Below are 5,264 nucleotides of genomic sequence, written 5' to 3'. Positions count from 1 at the left end.
GGCAGGGCAGTTTGTGCCTGCGTTACGCCCAGAGATGGTAGTGGACATTGAAACGGTGAAGCAGCGCAAAGATCGAGCAGGCGTGGTGCTGGTGGATTCGCGGGAGGGCGATCGCTATCGAGGAGAGCGCGAACCCATCGATCCGATCGCGGGGCATATTCCTGGCGCAGTCAACTATCCCTGGCAGGGCGTGACAGACGATCGGGGCAGGGTACTCTCCGTTGAGGCGCAGCGTCAGCGCTGGCAGAATTTATCCAAGACCAGGACCAATGCCGATACCAATGCCGATACCAATGCTGATACCAATACCGATACCAACGAGATTGATGAGGTGGAGGAGATTATTGTCTACTGCGGCTCTGGCGTGACGGCTTGTGTCAACCTGCTGTCGCTGGAGATGGTGGGGCGAGGCAACCAGAGCAAGCTTTATGCTGGAAGCTGGAGTGACTGGTGTTCGTATTTAGTCGATGAATTTTAGTAGTCAATAAATTTTAGTCGATGAATCGGGAACGCCACTGGGGTAGAAGCGGGAGAGCGGGCGATCGCCCTTAGCTCCGCTATCATCGCCTCCGGCAGTTGCATCCCCCGTGCAGCTTGAGCTTGTCTCTGTGTCTCAGGGCTGAATCTTGGCGCAAAGCTTGAGGAATCAAGTGATTCTGCCAAATGGCTGAAAAGACTGCGGGATGCGCCTTTCTGGAGTCTGCCTGCAACTGCAAAGCCAATTTGGCACGGGACGTTCCTGTGCGTTGAAAAACAGCGGCGCTGGGCGCAGTTGCTATACTGAGAGCATTTATCAGCCCCCAGTTCTCCAAAAGTTTCTAAACTTATGCCGCTCAGGAATCTCCGCCGGAGTAGAGTGTGTCTGCTTCGCTCGGCCTCTGACCTGGTTAAGCAATAAACTCCAATTCTCTAAGCGTCCTTATTTTTTGCTCCCTAATTTTTAGGTTTTAACTTCTATGTCATCTGTTAGCCGCCTTTCGATTTTTGTTGATGGGAACAATATGTTCTACGCTCAACAAAAAAATGGCTGGTTCTTCGACCCGCGCCGAGTCCTGGATTATTTCACAAATGATCCCGACGTAGAGTTAATCAACGCTTTCTGGTATACCGGGCTGAAAGATCCGCAGGATCAGCGTGGGTTTCGAGATGCGCTAATTAGCCTGGGATACACCGTGCGAACTAAAATTCTGAAAGAGTATTATGACGACAACTCCGGGCGCTATTCCCAGAAAGCAAACCTGGATGTGGAAATCGTGATCGATATGTTCAACACGGTCGATCAGTATGACCGGGTGATCCTGTTTAGCGGCGATGGCGACTTTGAGCGGGCGATTGAACTGCTACGCTCCAAAAGCACCCATATTACAGTCGTGTCTACTGAGGGCATGATTGCCCGCGAGCTGCGAAATGTGACGGATAAATACATTGACCTCAACGATATCCGCGATCAGATCGAAAAAGTGGATGGTTGAACAAAGTGGATGGTTGAACCCGTTACAAGCTGTCTTGGCGATCGGTGATTAGGCGATCGCAGATTAGCTGCCCTCCCAAGGCAGATGCGCTCAGACAGACTCTCTCAAATAAAATCCTTGAGCCAGAATCCCTGAGCCAGCAGCTTTGAGCAGAACTCTCGAATAGAACCCTCGAATAGAACCCTCGAATAGAACCCTTTGATAGCGTGTGAGGCGTGGTGCGATGGATCGATCTAAAGTGGTGGCGGTGATTACAGGGGCGATCGCCATTTTGCTGAGCATTGCCTATCTGCTGATCGTGCAACTGCTCGACTGGCGAGGCGAGATGATTCCTGCGCCCGTCGATTTCTCAGCCCTACCGCTTGCAAGCAGCGGCGGCTCGGTGGAATGGGTTGTCTCCTATGCGGATTGGGTGGGCGGACGGCTCTCATGACGGCACAGCCTGCAAATTTTTCGGCAGAAGGCGTGTCTGCTGGAAGCCTACTCACGCCATTACCCGTCAGACCTTCTGTGACCCTCACGGTGTTGGGGGCTGGCGCTTGGGGCGGCACGCTGGCCACACTGGCAGAGCGAAACGGACATCGGGTGCGGCGCTGGTCACGGCGGTTTCAAGAGCCAATCGAAGCTAGCTTAATGGGAAGCGAAATTTTGGTTTCGGCGATGTCGATTAAGGGCGTTGTAGAGTTAGCGCCGCGTCTGGGCCAAATCGGCATTGACCCGGCGACCATCCTAGTTAGCGCCACCAAAGGACTCGACCCCGAAACAGGGCGCACGCCGACCCAACTCTGGCGAGATGCGTTGCCACAGCAGGCGATCGCCGTCCTCTCGGGCCCCAACCTGGCCAAGGAAATTATGCAAGACCTCCCGGCCGCAACGGTGGTGTCTAGCAGCGACACGGCAGCGGCGCAGTTTGTGCAGCGGGTGTTTGCCTCAGAGCGCTTCCGGGTGTACACCAATACTGACCCGCTGGGCACTGAACTGGGCGGCACGCTGAAAAACGTGATTGCGATCGCCGTGGGCGTGTGCGATGGGCTGAAACTGGGCACCAATGCCAAATCTGCCCTAATTACCCGCGCTCTGGCAGAAATGATTCGCGTGGGCACTTATCTAGGCGGCGAAACCGACACCTTCTTTGGACTATCGGGCTTGGGCGACTTGCTCGCCACCTGCAACAGCCCCCTCAGCCGCAACTACCAGGTTGGCTATCAGCTTGCACAGGGGCTTTCTCTGTCGCGGGTGCTGGCGGATTTGGAAGGCACAGCCGAGGGCGTGAATACGGCAAATGTCCTGTTTGATCTATCGCAGCGGGAGCAAATCCCCATGCCAATCGCCCATCAGGTCTATCTGCTGTTGAATGAGCAAATCACGCCGCAGCAGGCGGTAGAAGCGCTAATGGAGCGGGATTTGAAGTCGGAGGACTAGGGTTGAGAGGATACAGACAGGGAGTTTGACCCATGCCAACGTCAGTCGTTCGTCAGCTTGTGGTTCAGCCCATTTCGGCAGAGGCGTTTCGGCCGTTTGGGCAGGTGATTTTTGCCAGTCCTGATGGGGCGCGGTTTGGCCCCGACGATGCCCAGCTTTGTCTGGATCGGGGCGTTCCCCGCTTTTACATCATGCGGCTGCACCAGCGGGGGCGACAGTTTTCCCGCATTACCCGCCATCGGCAGTGTACTCAATGCCTGGGGTCGCTGGAGGGCAAAGACTGGCTGATTGCGGTTGCGCCGCCGTCCGAGGCAGATCAGCCGGATCTGGAGGCGATCGCCGCCTTCCACATTCCGGGCACCTGCTTTATCAAGCTGAACCTGGGCACCTGGCACGCCGGCCCCTACTTCGACCAGGACACGGTGGATTTCTATAACCTGGAACTCAGCGATACCAACCTCATCGACCACCAGACCCACGACTTTCGCCAGAGCCACGGCATTCAGTTTGAACTGGTGGGCTAATTTCTCGATTTTGGATTTGCGATTTTGGATTTGGATTTTGGATTTGCGGTTCACAGTGACGCAAATCACGCGATCGCCCTGTCATAATCACCCAGTCGGGTTTGCCCATGTCACTGGCCGAAAGGGTTGCACCCCGCATACTAGACGGTATAGACACCTAGCTAACAACCAAGCTCCTCGCCTAGCCAGAACGTCTATAAACCTCCTGAATATGCTCCTCAAAGCCACGCCGCAAGGGTGGCTTTTTTGTTGGTGGTTTGTTAGCGCTCCGTTGCTGGCGTTCCAAACGGGTGCATCCCACTTTTGGAACCCTCACCCTAAATTCCTCTCTCAGAGCGGGAGAGGCACTTTCAATCCGGCTCCCCTTCTCCCGTTTTGGGAGAAGGGGTTGGGGGATGAGGGCAAATTTGCATCACTGGGATGCATCCTTCGCTACTTTCCAAACCGCCCCGGACTCAGACCCTCCAGCAGTGGATCGGGCTGTTCCACCAGATGGCCGGCATAGCGGCGGGCCAGGGGCGGCATGATCGCAAAGGGATTGCTAAACCCAGAGAAAAGATGCATCCCCTCCGCACCGGGAACCGGCCCTACCAGCGGCAGGCGATCGCCACTAAACGCCACAGGACAGCGACTCCAGGTTCCCGGAACCTCCTTAAGGCTGGGCAAGAACCGCCCCACGGACTGGCGCAGCGCAGACTCGCTGGCCGCCGCATCAACCTCCGGCTCCAAGCTGCTGATCATGCGCGTCACCTGACCAATCCGAATCCGCCCGTCTTTGAACTGGATCACGCCCTCGTCCAGAATGGGCGGCACGACTTCCTGATTGGGCTGATTCCACCGCGCATCTGCTGCACCGGCCGCGGCCTCCTGTTCAAAGCGTTTTAGTGCAGCAGGCATAATCAGCGTGCGCGTCTGAGTCGGCGTATTCGGCGGTGTTTCAATTAGCTCTGCCTGAGAAAAGTAGATCCGCACAGACAGCCCCGCCTGCCGCAGGAGGGTGCGACTCCATCCCCCTGCGCTGACAATGATTCCGGCCGCGCTCAGCGTTCCTGCTGGGGTCGTGATGCCCGTCGTGCGATCGCCCTCCCGCACAAAACCCGTCACCTGCGCCAGCCGCATCTCGCCGCCCAGCCGCTGAAACGCCTGCTGATAGGCCAGGGTTGTTGCTTCAGGGCTGACGTGGCCGTGCGTGGTGTGGAGCGCCCCACCCAAAGCCGCCGGGTTCAGCAGTGGCTCCAGTTCGCAGGCAAATTCTACGCTGATGGGCTGCGGCGGAATCCAGCACGAGCGATAGGACTGGGCGATCGCCCCCACATCTTCCTCCGGCTCGATCACCAGCACCAGGTCTAGTTCACGAAACTGCGTGTCTCCCTCCAGCTCGTCCGACAACTGGCGATGAATCTCAATTCCTTCCTGGCAAAGCTGCTGAGTCAGGGGAGTATTACCCGACCAGTAGGCAATCCCACCATAGCTATAGCGTGTTCCATTCTTGGGCGCAGCAAACTGCTCTAGCAGCAGCACAGAACTCCCCAGTTTGACTAACTCGTAGGCCAGTGCCGATCCGGCAACCCCACCCCCAACCACAATCCAGTCATACGTTGTCATGTGCGATCCTGATCTTTCCTAATCTTTGTAGAGTCCTGGTAGCGTCCGTTTAATCCACATTCTGGCTTTTCAGAGTAGCGCGAGTTTCTCCAAACGTAAAATTCAACAGGCAAAACTCGACGGGCAAAACTCAACGCGCAACATCAGGATGCAACCCGATGGGCTGATTGACTGACAAAACTTGAAGCACCCTCACCCCAACCCCTCTCCCAGAGTGGGCGAGGGGCTTTTGACCCAGGTT

Annotated in this window: 6 protein-coding genes; 5 read left to right on the top strand and 1 reads right to left on the bottom strand. The window is 56.3% G+C overall.

Features of this window, described 5'->3' with window-relative positions; genetic code table 11:
- The 5 genes from IGS51_RS08715 to IGS51_RS08695 all read left to right on the top strand — a co-directional run.
- On the top strand, positions 1–478 hold a 478-nt coding region (locus tag IGS51_RS08715; RefSeq protein ID WP_297078042.1), incomplete at its 5' end, for a sulfurtransferase.
- Positions 479–956: 478 nt separating this feature from the next.
- Positions 957–1,472 carry an NYN domain-containing protein gene (locus tag IGS51_RS08710; RefSeq protein ID WP_172358384.1) on the top strand — a complete coding sequence of 172 codons (516 nt, stop codon included), beginning with the start codon at positions 957–959 and terminating at the stop codon, positions 1,470–1,472.
- Positions 1,473–1,695: 223 nt separating this feature from the next.
- Positions 1,696–1,905 carry a hypothetical protein gene (locus tag IGS51_RS08705; protein ID WP_297078041.1) on the top strand — a complete coding sequence of 70 codons (210 nt, stop codon included), beginning with the start codon at positions 1,696–1,698 and terminating at the stop codon, positions 1,903–1,905.
- A complete protein-coding gene (locus tag IGS51_RS08700) occupies positions 1,902–2,894 on the top strand; it encodes an NAD(P)H-dependent glycerol-3-phosphate dehydrogenase (protein ID WP_297078040.1) in 993 nt (330 codons plus the stop codon). The genes IGS51_RS08705 and IGS51_RS08700 overlap by 4 nt, the downstream gene beginning before the upstream one ends.
- Positions 2,895–2,926: 32 nt before the next feature.
- Positions 2,927–3,418 (top strand): ureidoglycolate lyase, encoded by a 492-nt coding sequence (locus IGS51_RS08695; RefSeq protein WP_297078039.1) that lies wholly within the window; start codon positions 2,927–2,929, stop codon positions 3,416–3,418.
- A 432-nt stretch (positions 3,419–3,850) separates the two neighbouring features.
- Here the strand turns inward: IGS51_RS08695 and IGS51_RS08690 are convergent, their stop codons facing one another.
- Positions 3,851–5,023: an FAD-binding oxidoreductase gene (locus IGS51_RS08690; RefSeq protein ID WP_297078038.1), complete on the bottom strand. Its 1,173-nt coding sequence runs from the start codon at positions 5,021–5,023 to the stop codon at positions 3,851–3,853.
- Between the last annotated feature and the right edge of the window lie 241 nt (positions 5,024–5,264).

Origin of the sequence: Thermoleptolyngbya sp. M55_K2018_002 (genome assembly GCF_015295965.1) — a bacterium.
In the GTDB taxonomy this organism is placed as follows: domain Bacteria; phylum Cyanobacteriota; class Cyanobacteriia; order Elainellales; family Elainellaceae; genus Thermoleptolyngbya; species Thermoleptolyngbya sichuanensis.
Note: the sequence above shows the minus strand (reverse complement) of the source record. Positions and strands in the feature narration are given on the sequence as shown.